General features: G+C 38.4%; 23 protein-coding genes and 1 tRNA gene. 13 read left to right on the top strand and 11 right to left on the bottom strand.

From position 1 onward, the window contains the following. The first annotated feature begins 94 nt into the window (after positions 1-94). Together ychF and PU02_RS03560 are read left to right on the top strand one after the other, a co-directional pair. Positions 95-1,198: a redox-regulated ATPase YchF gene (gene ychF, locus PU02_RS03565; RefSeq protein ID WP_053944100.1), complete on the top strand. Its 1,104-nt coding sequence runs from the start codon at positions 95-97 to the stop codon at positions 1,196-1,198. A gap of 151 nt (positions 1,199-1,349) precedes the next feature. Then, positions 1,350-1,829: a tRNA (cytidine(34)-2'-O)-methyltransferase gene (locus PU02_RS03560; RefSeq protein WP_053944099.1), complete on the top strand. Its 480-nt coding sequence runs from the start codon at positions 1,350-1,352 to the stop codon at positions 1,827-1,829. 353 nt (positions 1,830-2,182) lie between these two features. Here the strand turns inward: PU02_RS03560 and PU02_RS03555 are convergent, their stop codons facing one another. Further along, the gene (locus PU02_RS03555; protein ID WP_053944098.1) at positions 2,183-3,442 is read right to left on the bottom strand and encodes a CCA tRNA nucleotidyltransferase; all 1,260 of its coding nucleotides are present in this window, start codon (positions 3,440-3,442) and stop codon (positions 2,183-2,185) included. A gap of 246 nt (positions 3,443-3,688) precedes the next feature. On the opposite strand from PU02_RS03555, the gene PU02_RS03550 reads away from it, so the two are divergent. Genes PU02_RS03550 through PU02_RS03535 form a run of 4 tightly spaced genes read left to right on the top strand, consistent with a single transcriptional unit; the run spans position 3,689 to position 10,517 of the window. Next, positions 3,689-4,720 carry an AAA family ATPase gene (locus PU02_RS03550; protein WP_053944097.1) on the top strand — a complete coding sequence of 344 codons (1,032 nt, stop codon included), beginning with the start codon at positions 3,689-3,691 and terminating at the stop codon, positions 4,718-4,720. Next, positions 4,721-5,632, top strand: coding sequence for a DUF58 domain-containing protein (locus PU02_RS03545; protein ID WP_053944096.1), 912 nt, complete (start codon positions 4,721-4,723; stop codon positions 5,630-5,632). Continuing rightward, the gene (locus PU02_RS03540; protein ID WP_053944095.1) at positions 5,629-8,424 is read left to right on the top strand and encodes a DUF4159 domain-containing protein; all 2,796 of its coding nucleotides are present in this window, start codon (positions 5,629-5,631) and stop codon (positions 8,422-8,424) included. The genes PU02_RS03545 and PU02_RS03540 overlap by 4 nt, the downstream gene beginning before the upstream one ends. Then, complete coding sequence (locus PU02_RS03535; RefSeq protein WP_053944094.1) at positions 8,421-10,517, top strand: hypothetical protein; 2,097 nt, start codon at positions 8,421-8,423, stop codon at positions 10,515-10,517. Before PU02_RS03540 ends, PU02_RS03535 begins: the two co-directional genes overlap by 4 nt. A 63-nt stretch (positions 10,518-10,580) precedes the next feature. Here PU02_RS03535 and PU02_RS03530 read toward each other — a convergent pair whose 3' ends face one another. Then, on the bottom strand, positions 10,581-11,120 hold the full coding sequence (locus PU02_RS03530; RefSeq protein ID WP_236824000.1) for a GNAT family N-acetyltransferase: 540 nt from the start codon (positions 11,118-11,120) through the stop codon (positions 10,581-10,583). A gap of 250 nt (positions 11,121-11,370) precedes the next feature. Between PU02_RS03530 and PU02_RS03525 the strand changes: the two genes are divergently transcribed. After that, on the top strand, positions 11,371-12,255 hold the full coding sequence (locus PU02_RS03525) for a metallophosphoesterase family protein (protein WP_053944092.1): 885 nt from the start codon (positions 11,371-11,373) through the stop codon (positions 12,253-12,255). 330 nt (positions 12,256-12,585) lie between these two features. Here the strand turns inward: PU02_RS03525 and PU02_RS03520 are convergent, their stop codons facing one another. Then, complete coding sequence (locus PU02_RS03520) at positions 12,586-13,494, bottom strand: cation diffusion facilitator family transporter (protein WP_053944091.1); 909 nt, start codon at positions 13,492-13,494, stop codon at positions 12,586-12,588. A gap of 721 nt (positions 13,495-14,215) precedes the next feature. Between PU02_RS03520 and PU02_RS03515 the strand changes: the two genes are divergently transcribed. Further along, positions 14,216-15,031 carry a TrmH family RNA methyltransferase gene (locus PU02_RS03515; protein ID WP_053944090.1) on the top strand — a complete coding sequence of 272 codons (816 nt, stop codon included), beginning with the start codon at positions 14,216-14,218 and terminating at the stop codon, positions 15,029-15,031. A gap of 73 nt (positions 15,032-15,104) precedes the next feature. Here the strand turns inward: PU02_RS03515 and mnmA are convergent, their stop codons facing one another. Beyond that, positions 15,105-16,283, bottom strand: coding sequence for a tRNA 2-thiouridine(34) synthase MnmA (gene mnmA, locus PU02_RS03510; protein WP_053944089.1), 1,179 nt, complete (start codon positions 16,281-16,283; stop codon positions 15,105-15,107). Positions 16,284-16,604: 321 nt separating this feature from the next. Here mnmA and sciP point away from each other — a divergent pair, with 321 nt between their 5' ends. Beyond that, positions 16,605-16,880, top strand: coding sequence for a CtrA inhibitor SciP (gene sciP / locus PU02_RS03505; RefSeq protein ID WP_053944088.1), 276 nt, complete (start codon positions 16,605-16,607; stop codon positions 16,878-16,880). Between the two features lie 121 nt (positions 16,881-17,001). Here the strand turns inward: sciP and PU02_RS03500 are convergent, their stop codons facing one another. Then, the gene (locus PU02_RS03500; protein ID WP_053944087.1) at positions 17,002-17,367 is read right to left on the bottom strand and encodes a hypothetical protein; all 366 of its coding nucleotides are present in this window, start codon (positions 17,365-17,367) and stop codon (positions 17,002-17,004) included. Positions 17,368-17,944: 577 nt separating this feature from the next. On the opposite strand from PU02_RS03500, the gene ctrA reads away from it, so the two are divergent. Continuing rightward, on the top strand, positions 17,945-18,646 hold the full coding sequence (gene ctrA / locus PU02_RS03495; protein ID WP_053944086.1) for a response regulator transcription factor CtrA: 702 nt from the start codon (positions 17,945-17,947) through the stop codon (positions 18,644-18,646). A gap of 93 nt (positions 18,647-18,739) precedes the next feature. Here the strand turns inward: ctrA and chpT are convergent, their stop codons facing one another. Further along, positions 18,740-19,378 (bottom strand): histidine phosphotransferase ChpT, encoded by a 639-nt coding sequence (chpT, locus tag PU02_RS03490; RefSeq protein WP_053944085.1) that lies wholly within the window; start codon positions 19,376-19,378, stop codon positions 18,740-18,742. Positions 19,379-19,568: 190 nt separating this feature from the next. Between chpT and PU02_RS03485 the strand changes: the two genes are divergently transcribed. After that, positions 19,569-20,180: a DUF1134 domain-containing protein gene (locus PU02_RS03485; RefSeq protein ID WP_053944084.1), complete on the top strand. Its 612-nt coding sequence runs from the start codon at positions 19,569-19,571 to the stop codon at positions 20,178-20,180. A gap of 286 nt (positions 20,181-20,466) precedes the next feature. After that, a complete protein-coding gene (locus tag PU02_RS03480; protein WP_053944652.1) occupies positions 20,467-20,724 on the top strand; it encodes a hypothetical protein in 258 nt (85 codons plus the stop codon). Positions 20,725-20,902: 178 nt separating this feature from the next. Here the strand turns inward: PU02_RS03480 and PU02_RS03475 are convergent, their stop codons facing one another. Then, complete coding sequence (locus PU02_RS03475; RefSeq protein ID WP_053944083.1) at positions 20,903-22,021, bottom strand: DegT/DnrJ/EryC1/StrS family aminotransferase; 1,119 nt, start codon at positions 22,019-22,021, stop codon at positions 20,903-20,905. 42 nt (positions 22,022-22,063) lie between these two features. Next, positions 22,064-23,020, bottom strand: coding sequence for a Gfo/Idh/MocA family protein (locus tag PU02_RS03470; RefSeq protein WP_053944082.1), 957 nt, complete (start codon positions 23,018-23,020; stop codon positions 22,064-22,066). 170 nt (positions 23,021-23,190) lie between these two features. Between PU02_RS03470 and PU02_RS03465 the strand changes: the two genes are divergently transcribed. After that, positions 23,191-23,267, top strand: a tRNA-Met gene (locus PU02_RS03465). A gap of 72 nt (positions 23,268-23,339) precedes the next feature. Here the strand turns inward: PU02_RS03465 and PU02_RS03460 are convergent. From PU02_RS03460 to PU02_RS03450, 3 genes are read right to left on the bottom strand one after another with little or no spacing between them, the layout of a single operon-like run. Further along, positions 23,340-24,113, bottom strand: coding sequence for an ABC transporter ATP-binding protein (locus PU02_RS03460; RefSeq protein ID WP_053944081.1), 774 nt, complete (start codon positions 24,111-24,113; stop codon positions 23,340-23,342). Then, the gene (locus PU02_RS03455) at positions 24,110-24,985 is read right to left on the bottom strand and encodes an ABC transporter ATP-binding protein (protein WP_053944080.1); all 876 of its coding nucleotides are present in this window, start codon (positions 24,983-24,985) and stop codon (positions 24,110-24,112) included. The genes PU02_RS03460 and PU02_RS03455 overlap by 4 nt, the downstream gene beginning before the upstream one ends. Beyond that, positions 24,978-25,904: an ABC transporter permease gene (locus PU02_RS03450; RefSeq protein ID WP_053944079.1), complete on the bottom strand. Its 927-nt coding sequence runs from the start codon at positions 25,902-25,904 to the stop codon at positions 24,978-24,980. Before PU02_RS03450 ends, PU02_RS03455 begins: the two co-directional genes overlap by 8 nt. Position 25,905 lies beyond the last annotated feature (1 nt).

Genomic DNA, 25,905 nt, shown 5'->3' with positions numbered 1-25,905 from the left:
TAGACACGAATTAAAGGGTAGAACTCCTTTTAGAACATGTTATAGAAAAGAAACATTATGTTAATGAATAAAAAAACCAATATAGAGAGCGCCTATGGGTTTTAAATGCGGCATTGTCGGACTGCCTAATGTTGGCAAATCAACTCTTTTTAATGCATTAACAAAAACAGCCGCAGCGCAAGCTGCCAATTATCCGTTTTGCACAATTGAGCCAAATACCGGTGAAGTTGCTGTTCCAGATTCACGGATGAAAATCATTGCTTCCATTGCTGGCTCAAAAGAGATCATTCCTACACGCATCAGTTTTGTTGACATTGCAGGACTCGTTCGTGGTGCTTCAAAGGGTGAAGGCCTGGGCAATAAGTTTTTGGCTAATATTCGTGAAGTTGATGCTATTATTCACGTACTTCGGTGCTTCAATGATGAAAATATTACTCATGTAGAGGGAAGAATTGATCCTGTTTTTGACGCAACAATTGTTGAAACAGAACTCATGCTCTCAGATCTTGAAAGCCTCGAACGACGAATCATACAAATCCGAAAAAGCGCTGCAATAAAAGACAAGGAAGCTCTTATAGTATTGCCTGTTATGGAAACAGCACTAGAATTATTGCAAAAAGGAAATCCCGTCCGATTATTGCTTAAAAATCTTACTGCCGACGAACGACGCATCCTTAATAATCTAAATCTTTTAACTGCAAAACCTGTGCTTTATATCTGCAACGTAAATGAAGATGACGCAGCTGAAGGTAATGCTGCAACTAAAGCTGTTGAAAAAATGGCAACAGAACAAAATGCACATAGCATCATCATTTCTGCTGCCATTGAATCTGAAATTTCTCAGCTTCCTGATGATGAGGCAATGGAATATTTGAGCGCGATAAAATTATCTGAACCAGGTTTGAATAAGCTTATTCGCACTGGCTATAGTTTGCTTGACTTGATAACTTATTTTACGTGTGGACCAAAGGAAACACGAGCGTGGACTATTGTTCGTGGAACCAAAGCACCCCAAGCTGCAAGAGTCATTCACTCAGATTTTGAGCGTGGATTTATTCGCGCTCAGACAATTAGTTATGAAGATTATGTGGCTTTGGGAGGGGAAAACGGAGCAAAAGAAGCGGGCAAAGCTCGTGACGAAGGGAAAGAGTATGTCGTACAAGATGGCGACATCATACTGTTTAAGCATAATACCTAATTTTTAATTTCATAGCCCCTTTAAAAATTTAAAGAAAATGCTAGTCTCCTTAGCAATGAGACGATATTAACCAATCTTCTTTACTTTGTTTTAGGTTTGGGTATGGAGTTTTTTCGCAAATAAACAAAAGATGCAACACAACGAGTGAAGTATGATGCTACAAATCGCTCTTTTTCAACCAGACATTGCTGGAAACACAGGAACGATTTTGCGGCTTGGAGCATGCTTCGGTGTGCATGTCCATATTATCGAACCTGCAGGTTTTGATCTATCAGATCGCAACCTAAAAAGAGCTGGCATGGATTATCTTGAACGTGCCTCCTTACAACGCCATACTGATTGGCAAGATTTTATAACAGCTATGAAAAACTCTAACCATCGTCTCTTGCTTTTTAGCACACATGCAACGACGCACTACACGGACATAATTTATCAAAAAAATGATGTTTTGCTCTTTGGTCGTGAATCAGCAGGAGTTCCAGCTTATGTTTCTGAATCTGTTGATTACATATTAAAAATCCCTATGCGGCAACATGCACGCTCTTTAAATCTTGCAATGAGTGTGGCCATATCAACAGGTGAAGCTCTACGTCAAATTGGTCATTACAATACCGTAGAAAAAATTTTATGAGAAAATAGATACATTTCTTTATTGAATTTCTTAGTTTTTTCCATAATTGACGTTCGAATAGCTACTCTAAAATCATTTCTTAATTATGTGATTAAGCATCTTACTGTTAAAAAACTATAATTTTTCTACTAGACTGATTGTCATCTCTTGTAATTAATCATAGCATGATGGACTATTCTTCATATTATCATTTTTATGATGTTACGTGAAAATTCAACGCCACTCTCATTAAATTGCAATTCTAAACTATAATTACAATTTTATCCCAAATTTTTAGTAAAAAATAATGATATTCCCTACCTATATTACAAATTCTTCAACAACTAATACATATATCATCAAAGACTTAAGGATCACCCTTGTATTTCAAGCGTTTTGAGCAATGCATCACGATCCATTAAAAACCCACTCTCAATCCACATTGTTTCTAATTCCTTGAGCTTTTGTCCTAAAAGACGCCCTTCAAAAAAACCTTTTTTTATCAAATCACTACCCTTAATAGGAAAAACCGGAATTTTCCAATTTTGAGCCAATTGATAAAGATTCTTTAAATACTCTTCTTTTTTGAAAAGCTCATCCTGTTTTAAAAAACCACTGTATATAGCAGCTAAATCTAGAGATAATTGATCTAAAACTGGTTGTTGACCATGAACATAAATCATTCTTTTCAAAGAATTTTCTGAACAATCTAAACCAATTTTTTCCAACGTGGCCCACTTTTTCAAACGTATCACTTCTTTATTGGATAAGTGCAAACGATGAGCCATCTCATGAAGACGCATAGGATCAGGTGGAATAAGACTCTGTAACCGTAATAATGGATCTGTTATCCAACCAAAAGAACGCTCTGTTGTTATGAGTGAATGAATTGCATCAATACCCCACTTCTCTGTTTCAGGTAAAATTAGCGTTAAAATACCACTTTGACGCATCCACAAAAGTGCCCGTATTGGATCTGGTGCAGACAGAAGTTTTTTTATCTCTCCCCAAATACGTTCTGATGAAAGTTGTTGCAAACCTTCTTTTAAAGAAGCACACGCTTTCAAACCTTGTGCATCGGGTCGTCCTGCCCCATACCAAGCAAAAAAACGAAAAAATCGCAAAATTCGCAAATAATCTTCACGAATACGATTCTCTGCTGCACCTATGAAACGTACTGTCTTGCTTGCAATATCCTTTAAACCTCCAACATCATCATAAAGTTTGCCAAAAGCATCACAATAGAGTGCATTTATCGTAAAATCTCGTCGTTCAGCATCCTTTTTCCAATCACGACTAAAAGAAACTTTTGCATGACGACCATCTGTTTCAGTATCACAACGAAGCGTTGTAACCTCGTAGGAGTTTGACTCAATAACTACCGTCACTGTTCCAAAATCAATACCAGTAGGAATAGCTTTAAACCCACTTTTTCTTACGCGTTCTATAACCTGTTGAGGCAGACATGTTGTCGCAATATCAATATCAGTAATGGGCTGCCCTAAGAGTTGATTGCGGACTGCACCACCGACAATACGGGCCTCTTCATTACCCAACGATAAAAAATGAAGAAGCGTCTGAAGATTTTTATGCTGTAACCAGTCAACTTGCCTAAAATTTTGTTCCGCACTCAATTATCTAACCTTTTAAACGACTTACCATAATGTGTCTTAGGAGACGACATCACAACACTACAATTGCACTACACTTCTACCATGTCATAAAATCTTCTCAATAAAAGTGCTTCCTTACCTGTGTACGAGTACCAAAAAAATGCCCCATCACACTTCTTTTCTCTTCATTTTCTGGTACAAATTGTCAAATATTTTGTGACCACACAAATTATTATCATTTTTCCACGGATGTCTTAAGGAAGAAATATGAGCCACAGAAGTACACTATCCAATTCCATTAAAGAAGAAAATATAAGTAACGATGCAGAGCTAGTTATTCACGACATTGATAAAGCACATGAAGAATTAGACAATCTTCGACAGGTTATTGGTAAGGTTATTTTTGGCCAAAATTATGTAATTGAGTGCACTTTAACTGCCATTTTAGCTGGCGGACATGCCCTTCTTATTGGAGCCCCAGGACTTGCTAAAACACGTCTTGTTGAAACATTAGGAACTGCACTCGGCCTCCACGGAAAACGTATCCAATTTACACCAGATTTAATGCCATCCGACATCATTGGTTCTGAAATTATGGATTTAGACGAAAATGGAAAACGCTCTTTCCGCTATATTCAAGGCCCCATTTTTACTCAATTGCTCATGGCCGATGAAATCAACCGTGCTTCCCCCCGCACACAATCAGCTCTTCTACAAGCTATGCAAGAATATCATGTTACCGTTGCTGGAATTGATTATAGTCTGCCGCAACCTTTTCATGTACTTGCAACCCAAAATCCTCTTGAACAAGAAGGAACTTATCAACTTCCTGAAGCACAACTAGACCGTTTTTTAATGCAAATCGACATTGATTATCCTGATCTTGCAACGGAACGGCGTATTATTTTAGAAACAACCGGAGATAAAAGCCAAAGTATAAAGCCGGTTCTGTCGCCTAAAAAATTGCTAAAAATTCAGAAAATTGTCCGAAAAATACCTATTTCTCAAAATATCGTTGAAGCTATTTTGAAGCTGGTGCGTTCAGCACGTCCTTGTAAAGAAAATTCCACGGCTCACGCTTATATTACCTGGGGACCTGGCCCTCGAGCATCACAAGCACTCTCACTTTGTGCCCGTGCTCGTGCACTTTATCATGGACGTTTATCGCCCTCTCTTGATGATATCGAAGCACTAGCCTATCCTGTCCTACAACACCGTATAGCTCTTAATTTTGCTGCACGTACTGAAAATATCACTACAAAAAATATCATTGCCACTCTCGTGAAAGATGCTCTCTGAATGTCTATTGGCAAAAAAGTTACTAAGGAATCTGCGGAATCGCTGGTAGTAAGGCTAAACAAAGATATAGCCAATATGTCTCTTTGCCTTCTACAAGCGCGCCTTATTGCTAGTACGTTGATGGCCGGATGGCACGGTCGACGTAAATGTGGTAGCGGAGAGAATTTCTGGCAATTTCGTCCATATGTTGAAGGAGAACCTATTACACGCATCGATTGGCGCCGCTCAGCACGTGATAAACACATCTATTTACGTGAATATGAATGGGAAACAGCACAGACCATTTGGATTTGGCCTGACCAAAGTGCGTCCATGCATTATTGCTCACGTTTCTCTAAAATTTCCAAAGGTAATCATGCCCTCATTCTTTCTCTTGCATTGGCAACATTGCTGACACGAAGTGGTGAACATGTTGCTATTCCTGACTTGATGCCTCCTACAATGATATCTAATATTGCCGAACACATGGCCTTGGCCCTCATTCATTATAAAGGTGAAAGCCCGCTTCCAAATTTTTCAGCTATCACAAATTCTTCACAAATCATAATAATTAGTGACTTTCTTGATCCTATTGAGACGATTATCGAAAATCTAAAACTTTTAACCATGAAAAAAGTCAATGCCTATTTAATTGAAACTTCTGATCCAGCAGAAGAATATTTCCCCTTCACAGGACGCACAGAATTTATTGACCCTGAAACAAAAGAAAAAACTATCTTCGGAAAAGCAGAAAATCTTAGCAAATCTTATTGCAAACTTTACCAAGAACGACGACAAAAACTTATGCATTTCTGTTCACGTCAAGGATGGACTTACCAGGTAAGTAAAACTGATCAGCCTTTAACAGAAACCATTAGACAACTCGCATATCAAGTGAGCATCCCTTCTCCTCACACAAGGAAAGTACAGTGAATTTTGCAGCTCCCTTAGTTTTATTAGGATTTTTAGCCCTACCATTCATTTGGTGGATTCTGCGGACAACGCCTTCTAATGTCCGTAAGGAAATTTTTCCCCCTTTACGACTCTTAGTAAAACAAATGGACCAAAACGCAAAAGCTGATCGTATACCATTGTGGTTATTATTTTTACGCCTAACCATCGCAACACTTATCATCATCGCCCTCGCACGTCCTTCTTGGTATCAAAATCAAACTCTTCTTTCCGGATCTCAACCACTTGCACTCATCATTGATAACGGCTGGGCTTCTGCCAAAGAATGGAAAAAACGTATAACAGTTGCTGAATCTCTTCTCAATCAAGCTGCAAAACTTCAAAAAAGCGTCTATTTGATTGCAACAGCCGGAAATACCTCGGAAGAAATTGATCCTTTGCCCGCAGAAGTCGTAAAAAAGAACCTCCTACATTTATACCCTCACCCCCTACCTACTAATCGTGTAGACGCGTTAAAGCAATTGATAAAAAAGGTTCACAACAAACCTATTGATGTTGCTTATCTAAGCGATGGCTTACAAACAGATGAAGACACACAAGCATTTGATCTTATTGAAAAATTAAACCCTAAAACACTTTTATGGTACTCAACCAATATTTCTGACTTAATCGGTATAAAAGAGATCAATCATAATGATGGAAAAATAACAGCACGTGTCATTCGTGCTGTCCCCCATGGCAAAATTGCTGTCACTCTAAACCTATATAATTTAAAAAACCAGCTTCTGTCACATTCTACAGCACAATTCCATGAAGGAGAAAAAGAAATTCTCCTTCCCTTTAATTTACCACTAGAATTACGTAATGAAATTGCATGGATTAAAATTAATAACCATACTCATGCAGCAGCGACTTTTTTAGTTGATAGCTATAAAAAAATAAATCGTGTTGCTATTTTATCACCAAGCGTTAACGAAATGACGCAACCTCTGCTCTCCCCGCTTTATTACGTTATTAAAGCCTTGCAAGGCCATACAGAACTCATAACAACAGGAAGGGGTGAACTTTCTGTTAATATTGATTACTTACTTAAACAAAACCCATCTGTCTTAATCATGGGTGACATTGTCAATCTATCAGCAGAAGCAGAAAAAAAACTTTCTGATTTCATTAATGAAGGAGGAACTCTCATTCGTTTTGCAGGAGAAAAAATTGCTTCAACAGAATACTACGATAGCTTACTTCCTGTACCACTACGCCCTGGTGAGCGCCGGCTTGGAGGCACCATGTCATGGACTCAACCTCAAAAATTGGCACCTTTTACAAAAAATAGTGTTTTTTCTGATCTTCCTTTTCCAGAAGACATAATGATTTTTCGCCAGATTTTAGCAGAACCGAATTCAAACCTTTTTGAAAAAACATGGCTCAATCTTGCCGACGGATCCCCCCTTGTTACAGCGACACAACGAGGTAAAGGAACACTTGTCTTTATTCATGTTTCACCCGATTCAACGTGGTCAAATCTTCCACTTTCTGGATTTTTTGCACAAATGTTGCAAAAACTTATCACAGTAAATACGTATGATCATAGCCCTGTACTGCATACAATAAAAACACCACAGACTCCCTGGCGAATACTCAATGCTGATGGCCAATTACAAATACCTCCTTCTTTTATTGCCCCACTTATTATTGACAAACAGAAATTACCTTTTCCATCTTACAGTACTCCACCCGGTCTCTACGGTTCTAAAAATAACTTTTATGCACTTAATGTACTCAATTCTTCGTCTAACCTTATTGAACAAGAGCACCAGCGAATTTCTTCTGAGAAAAGCCTATCCTACGACGATATACAAGAATACCATCTCACTGGTCCCATTTTAGGATTAGCAATGCTATTATTCACTCTTGATATTTTTTTGGTTTTATGGAGAGAAAAATTCCTTCTTTCTAACCGAAAAATAAAAGTATTTTTTTATTTTTCTGGTAGGAAATTGTATTATCTTGACGCTATACGATTCCAGTCTCCAGGCGCAAACTGCAGAAAATACGATACAGCTACGGTGCAAACAGCTGGAACACCGCACCTTGCCTACGTTATAACTAACAACAATGAAATTGATGCAACAAGCAGAAGTGGCTTAAAAGCACTGAGCCAATTCATCTCAGAGCATACGATGCTTTCACCCGGACCCGTAGTAGCTCTTGATCTTGATAAAGATGAACTCGCTTTTTATCCTTTAATTTATTGGCCTATTGATCCTGATAGCCCTTTACCAACGCAAAAAAATCTTGAAAAAATAAATGCCTTCATGAAACATGGAGGGGCAGTTTTATTTGATACGCGCGATCAGATGAACACAAACCTCACCCTCGAAGAAACAGCTAATCCAGCTACACAAAAATTGCGAACCATATTGAGAAAACTCAATATTCTAGCTATTGAACCCGCAACTATCGATCACGTTGTCTCCCGTTCTTTTTATATTATGCCTGACTTTCCAGGACGTTACCGCAATTCCCCTTTATGGGTTGAATCTTCATCAATAAATAAAAAAAATTCAAACTCCATCACCACAGGTGACAATGTCAGCTCCCTCTTTATCACTGCCAACGACTTCGCTGGTGCTTGGGCGTTAAACGAAAAAGAAATGTGGAAATATCCACTTATTCCCAATGACTATATGCAACGATTATGGGCATTTCGTGCGGGATTAAATATTGTTATGTACACACTCACAGGAAATTATAAGGCCGATCAGATCCATGTTCCTGCACTATTAGAGCGCTTTAACAAGGAAAAAAAATGATAGCATCTCTTACTTTTCAGCCTTTTTTACCTATTTTTTGGATTCTCCTTTTAGGAATTTTACCTGTTTTTTTTGTACTCATAAGTCTCATTACAAGGCGTCGTGGGGCTATATCACGTCTCATAGCACTTATATCTCTTATGCTTGCCTTATCTAACCCTATTATCATACGAGAACAGCATGAACCTATGAAAAGCACCGTAGGAATTGTAATTGACCGGAGTGAAAGCCAAACTCTTGGCACACGTACTGATGATAGTGATACCGCACTTACAAAACTCATTAATGAACTAGCTCACTATCCACAATTTGAGCCACGCTTTATAGAAGCTGGAAAATCCACTGACAACCATTATGCACCATCTACAAACTTATTTAGCGCTCTAACACAAGCTGTATTCGATATCTCACCATCTCGCTATGCTGGAACAATTTTGATCACTGATGGACAAGTGCATGATATTCCTCAATTATCGCAGCTTAACCATCAAGCACCAATAAACGCCCTCATAACAGGTAGAGAAAACGAATTTGATCGCCAAATTAAGTTGATTTCTCCCCCTCGCTTTTCCCTTATTAATAAGCCACAAATTCTCTCTATTCTTGTCGAAGATAAAGGAATACCTAAAAAATCAATGCCAGCTCAGGCAAACATTACTGTGAGTGTTAATAACCAAGAAGTTGGGCATTATTCTGTAACTCCTGGTATCATTTTTCAGGCAGAGATTACACTTCCTCATACAGAAAAAAATATCATTAAAGTTTCAACAGATGCATATGATGACGAATTAAGCCTGAATAACAATCAAACCATTGCCGTAATTGAAGGGATCAGAGAAAACCTGAGAGTCCTTCTTATTTCAGGTGCACCTTATAACGGAGAACGAACATGGCGAGACCTTTTGAAGAGCGATTCTAGCATTGACCTCGTTCATTTTACTATCTTACGTCCTCCTGAAAAAGCTGACAATACGCCTGCAAACCAGTTATCACTCATTGTTTTTCCTACGACTAAACTATTTGTTGAAGAGATCAATAATTTTGACCTTATTATTCTTGATGGTTACCAACATTCCAGTGCACTGCCCCTTATTTATTATGACCATATTACCCAATATGTTCAAAAAGGCGGTGCATTACTAATAGTAACAGGACCCGAATTTGTTCGTGACAATTCACTGGAAAAAACACCTTTAATAAGCGTTCTCCCAGCGCTGTCTGAGGGAACGATTATCGAAAAACCTTTTCGCCCGAAATTAACAAAAGAAGGTGAACGCCACCCCGTTACACGAAACCTTGCAACACCTGCTCACCCATCCCATCAATGGGGAAGATGGTTCAGACAAATCCCTATCAAAAAAACATACCAAGGCTTAGCTATTCTAAAAGGAGCTGATGAGCAACCACTTCTGCTTCTTTCCCGTATCAACGAAGGCCGTGTAGGTATGTTACTCTCTGACGAAAGTTGGCTATGGGCTAGAAATTTTGATGGCGGAGGACCTTATGCAGCTCTTTATCGCCGCATCACCCACTGGCTCATGAAAGAGCCTGAACTGGAAGAAGAAAAATTAAGCGCTATAAGTGATCACCATCATTTAACAATTCGCCGACAGACACTCAGAGACCAACCAGAACTTGTTAACGTCATCTTTCCCTCTGGTAAGAAAGAAAATATTACCTTAGTGAAAGAGCAAGAAGGTGTGTTTACAGGAATTTTAAAAACTGATGAAAAGGGAATTTTTACGATTCATAATGGTGATCAAACAGTCTTTTCTTACATAGGAGCGCTTGACAATATCGAATCCCTTGACTTGGTTTCAACAGAAAATAAATTAGCTCCTATCAGCCAATATACCGGCGGTCATACAACACGCTTACACAACTCAAAAAAAGATGGTATTTACCTCCCCCCTATCAAGGTAATTCAGAAGCAAACTGCAGCTTCCTCTTTTCCTTCTCAGTCAATTATCTTAAAAGAGTCTACGGAGACTCGCTTAATTGATATTGCTAAATTTCCAGTCTTTTCTGGAATCCTAGCCCTTCTCGCTTGTATCTTCTCGCTTGGCAGTGCATGGTACCGTGAAAACCTCTAAAAAATCTGAAGATTTTGCAAATCTTTTTAAACAACTGTCATGTGCTGTAAATGTTAGTGTACATTAATCACATAAACGATAACGAACCCTACCTCGCACCGCTTTTAATATACCTTCTTGCAACTCTAATGCCAATAGTCTCTGTGGCTCTACTGGTGCAGGCATGTGTATTTGTTTATACTTAACATTCTTGAATCCAAAACGACCATAATATTCCTTATTTCCAACTAAAATTATCAAACCAATATTGTAATCCTTCACTGCTTGCAAAACAGTCTGCATTAACCTACTACCAATACCAGAATTTTCGTAACCGGGACGAACAACAAGAGGTCCTAATAAATACGCACTTTGAATCCCAATTTGTACAGAAGTCATTCTCACTGAACCAATGACATAATTTTCAAGACAGGCAACAAAAGAGAAACGACGGTCATGCTCTCCACTCTCCCGTAATAAATAGCTTGCGCGAACAAAACGACCAGGACCAAAAACAGCTCGGTTTATTTGCTCAATTTGAACAATATGTTCATTCGCTTCGGACCAATAAGTTACCTTATCACTGCTTTTTTCAACAGGAGAAATAAAAAGTTGGGAATTCAAAGTCTCACTCATCATGGATACATGACTCAGAAAAAATTGACATGTAAATGAAAAAGTGAATTATTCTGATTTAAAAATTTCAATCCAGTGCTATTTATCTCTTTACACATTTTATGGCTCCTTGCCCCTAGCATTCTTTTTCAGTAACGTAAACGTCTAAAAGCTCCTCTACCGTTTTATGACAAAATTATCTTTAATGATATATTGACTTTTTTATTGCCTAAATTCTTTTCAGCATTATGCTAAGTCCATGTTTTATCTTACTCATATATCAGATGTACATCTCTCACCTTTACCGCAACCCTCTTTTGGTGAACTTGTTGGGAAACGCCTTACTGGCTATCTCAACTGGAACAAAAAACGCAAAAATCAAATGGTAACAGGTACATTAGAAACCTTAATGCATACTATAAGCGAAAAAAATCCTAATCATCTAATAATTTCTGGTGACCTTGTTAACCTTTCTTTGAATGAAGAGTTTGAACGAGCACGAAATTGGTTACTAACGCACGGAACCCCTGAAGACATTTCTTTGACCTTCGGAAATCATGATGCTTATGTTCGTGGAGCTTTGAAGAAAGCTTGCAACATTTTTCAACCTTGGATTAAAAGTGATATATCACAGAAAAATATTTTTCCTTATATACGTGTTCGTGATAATGTGGCTATCATAGGAGCTTCCTCAGCCATTGCTACTCCACCTTTCCAAGCCTCAGGTTATTTTGGAAGAGTGCAGGCACGAAACTTATCTTACCTTTTAGACTATGCTGCAAAACGTAATCTCTTTCGCGTTGTAATCATTCATCACCCTCCCTATCACTGTGCGACTTCTTGGCATAAAAAATTATGGGGTATAGAGCGTTTTTTGAATGTCGTCAAAAGCTGCGGCTGTGAACTTGTTCTCCATGGTCACACCCATCTTCCCACACTGAAAATAGTGGAAGGAAAAATGAGAAAAATCCCCATTGTCGGTGTTGCCTCTGCATCACAGGCATTTGGAGGAGAAAAACCACCTGCTAACTTCAACTTGTTTGCTATTGAACGCTATCAGGAACAATGGCATTGCCAACTGCAACGCCACAGTATCATTGACAGCAACAACACAATAGCATGTACAGAAATAGCGGAGCTATAAAACGAAAATAATGAAGGGACTCTATAACACACCTCTAAAGCAGTAAAAAATCTTATGATAATGAAAGCTCGTAGAGCATTTTCCGGTGAAGTCATAAATCCCAAGGAATGTATGCTCCTTTTCTAACCCACTTACATGTTGGTTTGTTGTGCTCAATCTTCACACATAAACGATATAACAGCCTACTATCACTAATATTTAATTGCTACATTACTTAAAAACATGCTGGAAATCCTATTCATCTTCCTTCATAGAATAATGAATTAACCTCCATAATAACTACTACCCTTAATGAGCATTCTTTGAGTAGTTTTTATCCTCTTTAAACTGTTATATGAATGGGACAACTGTTGAACCTGAGGAAAATTTAGCTTCACTTTCAGGCTCTATATGAACAACAATATGTGCATTCTCAAATTCTGCCTCAAGCGCTTTTTCAATTTTGTTGCAAACATGATGTGCTTGCTCTACTTGCATCACGGCCGGCACAACTAAATGGAATTCTATAAATATAGCTCTCCCAGCAATACGTGTACGCAAATCATGTACTTCAAGCGCAGTACATGCATTGGCTAAAATAAGATCATAAATTCTCATTATCTCATTCAAACTAACTCCAGCATCCATTAACCCTTGAATAGAATTGTTAATTACTTTCCATCCTTGCCAAAGAATATGAACAGCAACGATTATTGCCAAAATCGGATCTAGGATAGTCCATCCACTCACAAAAGCTGTAACTAATCCTGCTAAAATAGCAAATGAAGTCACCACATCTGTCATCAAATGCGCTCCATCAGCCTGAAGCGCAGGTGAATGATGAATTTTCCCCTGTTGAATAAGAACTAAACTCCAACAATAATTTAAAATACTGGCAGCAATATTAATCACCATCCATATTCCAGGTTCTTGCAATAATTCAACGGTCTTGAAAGAGAGCCATGCTTCCCTTAGGATGATGATTGCCGCAAGGATAACTAATACACCTTCAAAAACAGCAGAAAAATATTCCGCCTTGTGGTGTCCAAAAGGATGCTCTTGGTCCGCTGGCTTCATACTTATTTTTACAGCCCACCACGCTACAAATGCTGCAATTACATTTACAATTGATTCTAACGCATCAGAATAAAGGGCGACTGAACCTGTAATATGATAAGCTATATATTTTAATCCACAAACAACGCAAGCCACTAAAATGGACCACAGAGTCAATTTTTGTATCTTTATTTTTGTACGCATAGCTATACATCATTCTTCGAAAATAAACCGCAAACACATTCAATCACCATGCCCCAAGCGACGACAAAGGAAAGACGTACTTTCTACTCCTCTCAATGTCCTAATAACTTCAAAAAAGTAGGTTAGCCACCCTGCTATTAACACCATAACATAACTGAGAAAATTATAATCTCACATTCATAAAAAATACAAAATTTTTTTATATTGCCCAAATACACTGACTTAATTATCAGCTGCCTTCTGTACCATTTTCTATCTTTTTTATAACTCTATACCAATAACATGAAGAAGCTTTGCATCAATAATACCTCAATACCTCGAAAAAATGATGCCTTCTACATATACAGCTTAAAAATGAAAAAAACTACATTTTGCAATACGCTACTTTCAACTTATTGCTTGGAAAATTTATAGATTGTACTCACGAAAAAAAGGCACCACATCGGCACGCGCAAAAAAGAATCTGGGAATTGGGGGCCCAGATTCTCCTCCCTTAACGAAAAGGGAAATACGGACTTAGGAATAGCGGGGACCTAAGACCGTGTATCCAACGCGGAAACATTATATTGCACCATGTTTAGATGCAACTTGTGTAAACTAAAGGTTGTATTTTGTCAATATTTTTTCTACTTTAGATTTTAAAAATAATTTTTATTATTCACATGACAAATATAGTACTCAATATCTGGTGATTTATAAAAAATAATGCTAGAATCTCAGCATGACTTTTAACATCACCACAGTTCACGATACTGATAATCCTTGTCTGGAGCCTTATCGTAATATTCGTGAGAATGACCTCATTAGACGAGAGCATCAGTTTATTGCTGAAGGTAAAGTCGTGCTATCCTCTTTGCTACATTCGAAGAGTTTTGCTACTGTGTCATTGCTGATTGTTGCAGCGCGTCTCCTCGAGATTATGCCCATTTTAAAAGAGACAAAACCGACATGTCCTATTTACTGTGTCCCACAAAGAATTATGGATGATATTACTGGATTTCATGTCCATCATGGCATGCTCGGTATTGGTGAACGTAAAACACTGCCATCATTACAAGAATTTTTACAAGATCTCCCAGAAAAGGTTTTGATTCCTGTTTTGTGTGGTATTTCTTGTCATAAGGCTGTCGGAGAAATTTTCCGTAATGCCGCAGCTTTCGCGAGTTACGGCGTTGTTGTTGATAAAGATTCATCTGATCCACTTGATAGGAAAGCTATTAGGAGCTCTGCCGGCGAAACTCTTAAATTACCCTACACACAAGGTGATGGTATTGACAGCATCATTGACACTTTAAGCGATGCAAATTTTCATCTTTATACGCTTTCTCCCTCTGCTCCATATTATCTCAAAGAAGCCAAGATAATGAAACATATGGCTCTTATTTTTAGCGCAAAAGACAATAATCTTTCAGCTCATATTTTACAAAAATCGGAATCTTTGCGTATCCCTACAGCTTACGATTTCGATACCCTCGACGTCACCACAACATCAAGCCTGGCCTTGGCACATTTTGCTGATTTTGACAAACTTAATTAAACAAAAAAACATTCCCAATAGGCGCACTACTCGTGTGAAGAGTATTCTCTCAATGAAGGAGTTTTTTCCTCGTCTATGAAACATGTAAGATTCGCTTTAACATTTCTTCAGAATCGGAAGCATACTCTGAATGTGTAATGAACCCACCTCCAAGAACACGTGCTTCATTGCTGTCATTGTCATAAAAAACACACGCCTGACCAGGAGAAACCCCGCTTTCACCTTCCAGTAAGTCGACAGAAAAAATTCCGTCTTTGTAGTACAAGCGAGCAGAGCATGGAGGACGTGTCGAACGAATTTTTGCAACAAGATTAATTCCATCAGGAGAAAAAGTATTGAGAGGCTCATCACCTAGCCAATTGACATCACGCAAAAAAATCTTACGCGTTTGCAACATTTCGCGGGGACCAACAATAACACGCGCATTTTCTACATCAAGATAAACAACGTAAAGCGCTTCACCGGTTGCAACACCAATTCCACGACGTTGACCAACAGTATAATTAACAATTCCTGAATGTCTTCCCAAAATTTTACCATTAACATGGACAATATCACCAGATTTAACTGCTTCTGGACGCAACTTCGTAATAATATCAGAATATTTTCCTTGTGGAACAAAACAGATATCCTGACTGTCATGTTTATCAGCAATAGAAAAGCCCATCTCTGCAGCTATTTCACGCACACGCACTTTAGGAAGATCACCTAGCGGAAAACGCAAATAATTAATCTGCTCCTGTGTCGTAGCAAAAAGAAAATAGCTTTGATCGCGTTGTGCATCAAGAGAACGAAACAACGCACGCTGCATACCATGAACACGACTACGAATATAGTGACCTGTCGCCAAAGCATCTGCCCCTAACTCACGAGAAGTTGCTAACAAATCCGCGAATTTAACGGTCTGATTACACGCTATACAAGGAACAGGAGTTTCTCCACGTACATAACTTTCTGCAAAAGGGTTAATTACAGCTTCACGAAATCGAGTTTCATAATCAAGAACATAATGAGGGATTCCTAAGGTCTCCGCTACACGACGTGCATCTTCAATGTCCCGTCCAGCACAACATGCCCCTACATGATGCACCGAAGCGCCATGATCATAGAGTTGCAACGTAATACCAACTACATCATAACCCTCTTTCTTCAAAATACCCGCAACAACCGATGAATCAACTCCTCCAGACATTGCAACAACAACACGAAAATCCTTGGGTGATCCAGGTAAATCAAGGCTATTCAAAGACATATACTCACTCTATTCAGACATAAATCACTAATCAATTCAACCGCACAACACAGTCACTACCCCTACACATATGGCTACGCCTGCGGTAACTTTATACTATTCCATTCTCCTTACACTTCAAGATATTCAACTTTGGAAGAGTAAGAATACTTCTCACACGTTATCGTCTAAAAGATCACCTAGCACATCGAAAGATATTGTAACACCTCCCCTCATATTTGAAAAAAATTATTAACCTTTTTTTTCAATAAATTTAGTTCTTTTTTAAATTTCATACTTTATAGGTGCACTTGAAATCTAAATATCAAAGTAGAAAGCACAATGAACGACTTAGTAAAAACACGAATAAAATACGTTGTAGGACCAGATGGAAGTCCGCTCACGATCACCGACTTGCCCTCACCTAAAACAAGACGCTGGGTTATACGCCGCAAAGCTGAAGTTGTTGCGGCTGTCAAGGGTGGATTGTTAAGTCTTGACGAGGCATGCCAGCGCTACAGTTTAACCGTTGAAGAATTCCTTTCGTGGCAAAGCTCTATCGATGAACATGGTATCGCCGGGTTACGTACAACTAGAATTCAAAAATATAGAAATTGACTATCACAAACAGCTTACTCAAACATCTGAAGCCATCACAACTAAGACTGAGCACAGCCCATCCCCAAAGCAGGAGATCTTCCTCTATCTAAAATTTTGCAACTGAACTACCAAACCATAATTAAACAGAAACACGGCCCCCACCTAGTGCAGCTTGCCCCTCCTGTGGATCAGAAACCTGCACATGCTGTAATTCCATTTCAATATCTTTCAAAACAGCCTCAGCGTTTTCCTTCTGAAGCTGCAAATCACGGATCGATTTCTTAAGATTATCATACCTTTTCCGAGCCGAGTGAGCAAAAGTTGAATAAGCAAAATGACAAACATCACTATTTCCAGACTGGCGCTCTTCATCAACGATCTGTGCTTCCAATTCTGACATCATACGCTCGAATTCTGTAATCACCATATCAAGCTGGGCAATCTCACGACGTCTTTCACGCACCTGAAACATTTTTAACCGCACTACACTTTCACGTGGTTTCATACTAATCACTCCTTAACCGCGCAACAGAAACTCACATTCACAACCACCGCACACATCCTGGATATATACCCATAACACAGCAGTCACCTACTTCACCTTACATAAGCGGAGTAGAACCATTTTACGCCTTTTTTGAGGCTCATATAAACAAAGTATGGCAAAATCAAAGTGCCAACCATTTATTCACATCTGTAAGATAGAGGAACTTAAATATCCGTAAACAAATTTAAAAAATTCTATCATGTTTTTACTGTACCAAGTTATAAAAGCAAAAAATTAACGAAATACACAACTTATTTTCTCATAAAATCAGAAAAATATCGCTCCTCATCAAAATAATTTAGTTAACCTCTTCCCAAAATAAAAACCTTTTGTTAACCACTATCCGTGATAGTAGGGGGAGACAGTCACGGTTCATTGTGTGTGGTTATAGGCTATCTGCAGGCACTTCAATGATAACCGTTTGATTTTATTTTTACTTTGTGAAATGGTTTTACCATTTGTTTAGTAAATTAAGTTCCCCAATTTGATTCGGGAACGGCAATTTGATTCGGGAACGGCAAAATGAGGGATTGAGATGCGCGTATTGTTAATTGAAGATGATAAAACGACGAGCCAAAGTATCGAGCTGATGTTAAGATCAGGGAACTTTAATGTTTACGTTACAGATTTAGGTGAGGAGGGCGTCGATTTAGGGAAGATTTATGATTACGATATCATTCTTCTCGATCTAAATCTTCCTGATATGTCAGGTTATGATGTCTTAAAAAACCTACGATTGGCTAAAATAAAAACTCCTGTTCTTATTCTTTCTGGTATGGGAGGTGTTGAGGATAAGGTACGTGGTTTTGGGTTTGGCGCTGACGATTACATGACGAAGCCATTTCATAAAGATGAATTAATCGCGCGTATTCATGCTGTTGTACGTCGTTCTAAAGGTCACGCGCAATCAGTGATTGTTACAGGCGATCTTACTGTAAATCTTGATGCTAAAACAGTTGAAATTGCAGGCCGTCCTGTTCATTTAACTGGTAAAGAGTATCAAATGCTAGAACTTCTTTCCCTTCGTAAAGGGACAACTCTCACAAAAGAGATGTTCCTTAATCATCTCTATGGTGGAATGGATGAACCAGAACTTAAGATTATTGATGTTTTTATTTGTAAATTGCGAAAAAAACTAGATGCCATCTCTTCTGGTGTAAATTATATTGATACAGTTTGGGGACGTGGCTACGTGTTGCGTGATCCGGTATCAGAAAATATACGCAAAACAGCTTAAAATGAAGATCACTTGTAAACGAAAGTAGAGGCTTAAGAGTCTTCTTTCATTCGTTCGGGGTTTTGTTTATGTGGTTCAAAAGGAGTTTCATTTTTACAACTCTTTTCTACTTTCCAAAATAATGTGGTCCCCTGATTCATAAGTGCTTATCTTCATTGCTGATATCTCAGCCAGATGGACTGTGTAGTAAAATTGGACCGTACGAGCATCAACGGGTTCTCTCGGAACTCTGCCACTATATAAATCAACAAAATAGGAAGGAACCCGTAGTATCTTCCCATGAATCTCAAAGAAAAGAGAGCGTATGGCTGCATCTTGTATTACCGTTACAATTATCTCACCAGCGCGGGGAATAACCATATTTGCAACCAATAATAAATTAAGTAAAAGTTTAACTTCATCTTTTGGTAGAAGTAAAGAGGGAACCTGCCACCGCAAAACAGCTTTCTCTTCAGCCATATATTGCTCAACGACATGCCGGACAGAATTCGTATCTATTTGGCAATCTACAGAACCTGCAGCACCAAAAGCTAATCGTGCAAATTGTAAATGAGCAGAAGCCTTTGCTACAGAAAATCGTATTAATTCTAAAGCATCATCGTTAACTCCCCCCTCGTCATAAAGCTCCATCGCGTTCTGAATAGCACTAATAGGCGAAACTAAATCATGACAAATACGGCTACAAAGCAGATTGGCAAAATCCACAGACTTCAAAGAAGCAGCTAACATCATAAACTCAAAACTCCTCAACTCTGAAAACAAAATTCATTTTAAAACAGAGCTCTTAATACTAAATATATATACAAAAATTTAACAATTATGCTAGAAATCCACTTTAAAAATATTTAAAGATTTTGATAACTTGGTTACAAAAATTGGATAAAATCACTACTTCACCCACAATTAACAAAAGAAAAATCCTATGTCTCTCTCTTTTTTATCACGTTGGTACAAAATTGTACTTTTAATATTCTGTGTTACTATAAACTCGTCAACGACTTTATGTATTGCGAACGCTCAACATACTCAACATAAAGGAGTAGAAGATGATCGAAATTACTCGATGAATGAAATTATCACTTCCGGTCATGTTTTTTTTGGCAAAATGACTGGAAATATAGCAACTGTCGTTGAAAAAATATTCTCACAATATGGCCTTCCAAGTGCTTATATTTTAGGAGAAGAAGCTTCTGGCGCTTTTTTCGCTGGACTAACTTATGGTGAGGGATACGTTTTTTCTAAAAATTATGATAAGCGCAAAGTATTTTGGCAAGGACCATCTGTAGGATGGGACTTCGGTGGTCAAGGTTCGCGCTTAATGATTTTGGTCTATAATCTCGATGATATAAAAAACTTGTGGGGACGCTACGGTGGTCTCTCAGGTTCAGCTTATTTAATTGCAGGTGTTGGTTTCCACGTTTTAAAATACAACGACATCCTCCTAATCCCAATACGTACGGGTATTGGAGCTCGTATTGGCATAAATATGGGCTATTTAAAATTAACACCCATGCCAACATGGAATCCATTCTAAAAATTCTTACTAAAAACGATACATCAATGTTTAATCAATCTTTTTCATTCTTAATTGTGGCCCCTTGGCTGCTTGTTCTTGCATGCCTTCCTACTAAATGAAATATTTTTTCTCTGTACAGTGGATTCTTGCATCCAGTATACTACAAATAAATAAGAAAGAGATTCTTTGTAATATAGATAACCGAAGATACGTTATATAATGTCTTATTTGTTTTCCCAAAATAGAGTCTATTGTATAAGTGTGCCTTTTTGAAGATAATATCTTTGTAACGGAAACGAAGTCTATGCACGAAAAAATAGCACACTATCAGCAACGCCTACAAGAAATCCAAACGAATATAGATACAACCTCTAATAATCAACTCTACAATGAATTACGTGAAGAAACTAAAGATCTTGCAGCAACATTGGCTGCTCAAATAATCCTACAAAAAGATTGCAACTCACCTTTGCATCTACTTATTCAAAGCTCTAAGAGTAAAGATGATCTTGCATCTCATATACGAAAAAAATGGCTCCTACACAAAAAAGATTTTGAATAAATTGTCTTGTACAAAAGAATTATAATTATCCAAAACAAAATCATCTTTGTTAGATATTCTTTCCCGTACAGTGATTATAATTTGTTTAAAAGCTCATAATAACCACACACAAATACCCTAAGATTGTTCATGTGTTAAAAGAAGCTTGTAAAAGAAGCTTCTCTGCAGAGGAACTTCTTTAAGAATTGTAAAAATCCCTTATTTTCTGAATTATCATATCCTGATCACTCTGCAATAAATAAGGATGCATAGGTAAGCTAAGAACGGTGTTCCCTAAAGATTCGGATATAGAAAGTGAAGCATGTACCCAAGAAAAATCCTTATAAGCCTTCTGCAAATGCAAGGGAGTTTTATAATAAATCATTGTAGGAATATTATTTTTTCGTAGGTAAGATTGCAGCTCATCACGCTGATCTGCCTTAATTGTATATTGTGCATAAGCACAACGGGTACCTGCCTCTATGTGTGGAACAGTCACAACATCTCTTAGACCATGAAAATAACGTTGAGCAATTACCGTACGTCTTTCCATCTCATCTTCAAAAATAGCAAGCTTTTCTAGCAAGATCGCAGCCTGAATTGTATCTAAACGTGAATTCAAACCAATGCGTACATTATCGTATTGTGTTTCTCCTTTACCATGAAACAAAATTGAACGCAAAATCTTAGCAAGATCATCATCATTGGTCATCATAGCTCCTCCATCACCATAACAACCTAGTGGTTTTGCTGGATAAAAACTGGTTGCAGCAACATCACCAAATCCCCCACACATGATATTCCCAACTTTACCACCTATCGCTTGAGCTGCATCTTCAATAACAAAGAGATTTTCCTTTTCAGCTACTTTAGAAATTTGAGTATAGTCTGCAGAAAGTCCAAATAAATCAACGGCAATGACAGCCTTCGGTTTAAAACGCCCTTCTCGTTTAATCATTTCAATAGCTGAGCTTAATTTACTAACATCCATGTTAAATGTATCAGGCATAACATCTACAAAAACTGGTTCCGCTCCTACTAAAGCAATAACCTCAGCCGTCGCACAAAATGTAAAGCTAGGACAAAAAACAGCATCACCTGGACCAATATTCTTTGCCATAAGAGGCATCATCAAAGCATCTGTCCCATTTGCACATGCAATAACATTCCTAACACCAAGATAGTCCGCAAGCTTTTCCTCAAATTCTGTTACCTGTTTTCCCAAAATATACTTATCACTAGCTACTACACACGCAATTGCAGCATTAATTTTGCCTTCAATCCGTGCGCGTTGTACTCTGAGATTGATAAATTGCATATTCACTCCATATAATCGTCAAAATAATTTGAAAGCCCTATTTTACTCACGCGAACTAACACCAGCGGTAGCCAAAATTCGCAAAATGACGAGAGCATCATAAGCGCTCGTACGAGGCGACTGACGCGTCTCTATACAATGACGAAAATGCAATAATTCACGAGTAAGTGGTAAATCCTCATTAAGATTAATGTAGTTAGGCTCACTCGCATTTGAACAAAAATTATCCCCCTCCTGCCAAACAGAAAAATGGCGGTATGCCAACTTGCGATCCCACGGTTCCATATCATCAAAGACAAGCATTGCCTTTGTGCCAATGACCGTTAAACGCCTCTCGCAATAAGGGGAAAGACGTGAAGTAAACAGGTGACTGCATATGCCATTGGAAAATTCCATGTGAATATGTGCGAAATCAGAAAGGCATCCAACCACAGTCGTCCCTTCTCCACGAACTTTAGAAGGCTCGCATTTCGTTAAAGCTAGAATCATTGAAAGATCATGAGGTGCAAGATCCCATAAAGCATCACTATGCGTATGAAATTTCCCAAAACCCAGTCGGTGAGAATAAATATAACGCACATCCCCTAATTCCCCGCTCTCTACTAGTTCGCATATTTTCTCAAAAGCAGGATGAAAACGCAAAATGTGACCAACCATCAAAATGCGTCCATACTCACGGGAAATCCGGACTTGATATTCTGCATCAACCATATTTAAGGCAATTGGCTTTTCAACTAAAACGTCCTTACCATTTTTAACAGCTCGTACAACATTCTCTGTATGAAATTGCGGGGGCAATGCTAAAATTAGCGCATCAATATCAGCATTGGCAAAAAGATCATCAGGTGTAACAGACTCAACACCATAAATACGTGCCAAATCTACAGCACGATCAAAATCAATATCCGAAACAGCCTTCAAAAGCCCGAGACCATGGAGAGTTCGTATATGGTTTTTCCCCCAATGACCACATCCCAAAACTGCAATACGTGGTGCCATACCCTACACCTTACCCTGTAAATTATACGAAAATGACATTTTCAACCCATTTCATATCGAGGATGGAACGGAATGACAAGAGAAAAGCTTTAAAACGATGCTTGACATCTCACTATTCCAACTCTTATATCACAGTGAAGTCGCTTCATGGTGCTTGTGCTACATTAGTTGGCGGAGTAGCTCAGTAGGTTAGAGCAGAGGAATCATAATCCTTGTGTCGGGGGTTCAAATCCCTCCTCCGCTACCATTTTTTCGTGGCAATTTCTGAAAAGTTTTTTGCTTTTTTAAAAGCCGCGTTATTTTCACTAGCTTTCAACGCTTATTCCCCACGGGAAACAGCTTTAGTACTAGCTCTAAAAAACATTTTTGTGTAATCGTTTTTTGCACATAAACGACGCAAATCTTCATTACTTAGTTCTTCGAGAACACTCCCTTTATGCATAATACCAATACGCTCACATATGTGAGAAACAACAGCAAGATCATGGGATACCATCAAATAGGTTAGCTTTCTTTCCTCTCGCAGTGACTTTAGCAAATTCAAAATTTCAGCCTGAACAGACACGTCCAAGGCAGATGTAGGTTCATCAAGTAACAAAATTTCTGGCTCAATGATCAAAGCACGCGCAAGAGCAACACGTTGACGCTGCCCTCCTGACAATTCATGTGGATAACGGTAAAGAAACGAAGGAGCTAACCCCACAGAATTTAAAATATCGTGCACTCGCTCCCTTCTATTATCCATATCATGAATCGCGAGAGACTCTGAAAGAACAGTGTGAACCATTTTTCTTGGATGAAGCGAAGCATACGGATCCTGAAAAACCATTTGGACACGACGTAAAAAAGCTTTATTTCTTTTTTTAGGAATTTCTTTCCCGCTAAAAGCGAGGCGCCCACTATAATGGGAAATACGCCCAATTAACGAATTTAAAATCGTTGATTTTCCACACCCTGACTCACCGATTAATCCATAGGACTCACCACTCTTGATGTAAAAACTAACATCCTTAACAACTTCTACTTCTTCATATCCATTCTTAAACGTTACAGACAAATTAGAAATATCAATGATATTTTTACAATCGGTCATGGTGACTCCTTCTCAACACCATTGATGATTGTTGGACCATACAACCAATCAGAATTTCGTTCAGGAACAGACAGCATATCAACCGGATTATCAAGCCGTGGTAAACTCGCTAATAAAGCCCTTGTATAAGGATGACATGCCCGAGATAAATCACATGCACGCAATTCTTCTAATACACGACCGGCATACATCACTAAAACACGATCACAAAAATCAGCAATTAAATTCAAATCATGACTGATAAAAATAAGTCCAGTTCCAGATTGTGTGACAAGCTCATCCAATATTGTTAAAATCTGAGATCTTACCGTAACATCAAGTGCAGATGTCGGCTCATCTGCAATGATCAAATCAGGATTAGGAATCAGCATCATAGCAATCATAACCCGCTGTCCCATTCCACCCGATATTTCATGAGGAAATAATCGCATAACATGCTCAGGATTACGGATATGGACAGATTCTAACATAGATGCTGTCCTTTCTCGCGCCTCCATTTTCGAGACACGATAATGAACACAATAAGCCTCCATAATCTGATCTCCAATTCGGATCAATGGATTAAGCGAGTATTTGGGATCTTGCAAAATCATTGAAATATGTCTTCCACGAATACTTCGCATTTGCTTTTCACGTGCATTTAGTAAATTTATACCGTTAAAATGCATCTTTTTCGCAGTGACAATTGCAGATTTCGGATTTAACTTCAAAATTGCACGCCCGGTCATTGACTTACCAGACCCAGATTCACCAACAATTCCTATTTTTTCTTTCCTCAACGAAAAGCTAACACCACGCACAACGTCCGAAATACCACCCACAACAGGAAATGAAATGCGTAGATCCTCTATCTCTAATAATTTTTTATCCATTGCGTGGATCCAATACATCACGAAGCCCATCACCTAAAAGGTTAAAAGCAAGGCTTGCAAAAAGTATCGCACAACCAGGAACCGCCGCTAACCACCAACTTGTCATCATAAATTCACGACCAGTTGATAGCATTACTCCCCATTCAGGCATTGGTGGTTGAGCACCTAATCCCAAAAAGCCAAGACCTGCAGCAGTCAAAATGACCGCAGACATATTTAATGTTAACCGCACAATTACCGAAGGAAGACACATTGGTACAATGTGAAACAAGATAATCCGCCACGAAGATGCTCCCTGCAAAGCAACTGCCGAAACATAATCAGATGCACGCACGGTCAGCGTTTCTGCGCGCGCTAGACGCGCTATCGATGGCCATGATACAATTGATATTGCAATCGCAGCGTTTTCAATACCTGGACCTAAAGCTGCAGCAAAAGCAAGAGCCAACATTAAACCTGGAAAAGCGAAAAAAATATCAACAACACGCATAAAAACCATATCAACCCACCCACCTATATAACCAGAGGCAGTCCCTACAATCAAACCTATTGGGCCCACAATAACCGTAGTAAGAAAAACAATATAAAGGGTAATGCGCGTACCAAAAATCAGTCTACTAAAAACATCCCGCCCCAATTCATCTGTTCCAAAATAATGTTGCACAGAAGGTGGTTGCAATCGATCAGAAAGATTACTTCCCACAATATCATGAGTAGAAATCAAAGGCGCAAAAATTGCACAAATAACTATAACAAAAAGGATAACTAAACCAAATACAGCCGAGAAGTTGCCCAAAAATCGAACCAGAAAATAATACAATTTTTGTGTATTTGCTTGCATCACTGACTGTGGAACAGCTCCATCCAACCAATCCGGAGAAGATGACGCTCTCGGTTCATTATCATTAGCTATTCTCATA

This window comes from Bartonella ancashensis (genome assembly GCF_001281405.1).
Classification (GTDB): domain Bacteria; phylum Pseudomonadota; class Alphaproteobacteria; order Rhizobiales; family Rhizobiaceae; genus Bartonella; species Bartonella ancashensis.
Note: the sequence above shows the minus strand (reverse complement) of the source record. Positions and strands in the feature narration are given on the sequence as shown.